The sequence below is a fragment of the Bartonella vinsonii subsp. berkhoffii ATCC 51672 genome (assembly GCF_902825225.1).
GTDB classification, from domain to species: Bacteria; Pseudomonadota; Alphaproteobacteria; order Rhizobiales; family Rhizobiaceae; genus Bartonella; species Bartonella berkhoffii.
Genome location: NZ_CADEAK010000054.1, coordinates 1 through 1,481 on the forward strand (window position 1 = coordinate 1; position 1,481 = coordinate 1,481).

The window sequence follows — 1,481 nt, forward strand, 5'->3', positions numbered from 1 at the left end:
AGAAAAACCTGCAGCGCAACTGATCATATGTCTTGTCAATTTATGTCCGTTCTGAAAGGCTGGATCTTACACGTAATTGATTAACTAAAGATCGTAACAACCTTTGCCAATACCTCATCCATAATAGCTGTTGGCAAACTTTCTACTTTACGCCCATTGCGCACCACCAAATCGAGAACACGGGGCTGATCGCAACGAATAACACCCCTTGTTCTTGTACCCATAAGCGGAACCGCAAATCCAATACGGCGTGCAAAATTTCCACCACTTGTGATCGGTAAAATAACGGGTAAACCTGTTGCTTGATTAAAATCATCAGGAGAAACAATGACGATAGGACGATACCCATGCTCTTCTCGTCTTTGAATTGGTTCCAAATCTACCATATAGACGTCACCACGCCTCATATAAGCTCGCCCCCAACAGCAGAGGCATCAACCCACTCACGGTCTTCAGGTGATTGTGGCTGCGAATAATCGGAAGCAGCTAATAACTCAGCCATCGTGTAGCGCGGCTGAACTGATGGTTCAACAACAAGACGGCCATTATCAATAGCCAAACCAACTTCGGTATTTTCAGTTAAGTGAAGAACATCAAGCAATGCAGGCGGGATAGAAAGCATCACTGATCCTCCAACTTTACGTAATTTTGTTGTGTGCATAAAACGCCCTTTCTAATATTATATAAAAATATAACATTCTAAAGACTATTTTTCAATGGTTTGCTATGCTTTTGCGTAAAATATTTCTGTAGCGCATTAAGAACAATACGCAATGAATTCATAAGATGTGGTAATGTTTTGTCTTCTATAACAAGATATTGTATTGCCGCATGAAGATTAAGCTGTCGATTTAAAGCTTGTACTTCTTTTATCACTCCTTGCATGCTTAAAAACTGTTCTGTTGCAAATTCCACCCATTTCTCTCTCGCTTTGACATCAGAAGATGATGGTATTTCATCATAAACAGCGCTTGGCAAACCTTTTGCACACAAATAATCATTTTTCACTTCAAGATATTTTTGTGCAGCATCATACTGGTCTTGAGTAAGCACGCCTTGCAAACAAAGCCGCCCGATATAGGTACCAGCAAGCGGATTTTTGGCATCTTCTATAGACAACCCAAAGCGTTTTGCACGCATTTCAATTGCCAATTGATCAACAGGATCACGTAGCGTTTTGGAACGTGTAATACATCCATTTGGCTCACTTAATTGCCCTGCTATTTTAGAGCATTCCCTCTTTTTATTTTTTTTCACTTATACCCCCAGATATCTGTCTAATATCTTGCCCAATTTTAGCTGATGCTAAACGTGTTTCTTTATCCAAAATAAATAACCACGTGGATAAAGAGAGAGCTATAACTATAGTTAGTATGCTTATCTTTATTTTATCATTAGCCAGCTCCAAAACAAATACAACCAATGTCAACATAACTACAATGATTATCGCTATTTCAAAACCAGTAGCAGGTACATCATTA

The 1,481-nt window shown here is 39.2% G+C and carries 3 protein-coding genes and 1 pseudogene; all 4 read right to left on the reverse strand.

From position 1 onward, the window contains the following. Window positions 1-80: 80 nt before the first annotated feature. Window positions 81-407, reverse strand: a complete 327-nt coding sequence (locus J7R10_RS08085; RefSeq protein WP_010704905.1) for a type II toxin-antitoxin system PemK/MazF family toxin — start codon at window positions 405-407, stop codon at window positions 81-83. Beyond that, complete coding sequence (locus J7R10_RS08090; protein ID WP_010704904.1) at window positions 404-661, reverse strand: AbrB/MazE/SpoVT family DNA-binding domain-containing protein; 258 nt, start codon at window positions 659-661, stop codon at window positions 404-406. Before J7R10_RS08090 ends, J7R10_RS08085 begins: the two co-directional genes overlap by 4 nt. A 38-nt stretch (window positions 662-699) precedes the next feature. Further along, a complete protein-coding gene (locus tag J7R10_RS08095; protein ID WP_010704903.1) occupies window positions 700-1,257 on the reverse strand; it encodes a hypothetical protein in 558 nt (185 codons plus the stop codon). Further along, window positions 1,244-1,481, reverse strand: a pseudogene (locus J7R10_RS08100) (hypothetical protein); the annotation flags it as partial. The gene J7R10_RS08095 and the pseudogene J7R10_RS08100, both read right to left, overlap by 14 nt.

What these genes read in the sequence shown, in the direction of transcription:
- J7R10_RS08090 (WP_010704904.1), bottom strand. Translation starts at nt 661, where the DNA reads ATGCACACAACAAAATTACGTAAAGTTGGAGGATCAGTGATGCTTTCT.
- J7R10_RS08085 (WP_010704905.1), bottom strand. Translation starts at nt 407, where the DNA reads ATGAGGCGTGGTGACGTCTATATGGTAGATTTGGAACCAATTCAAAGA.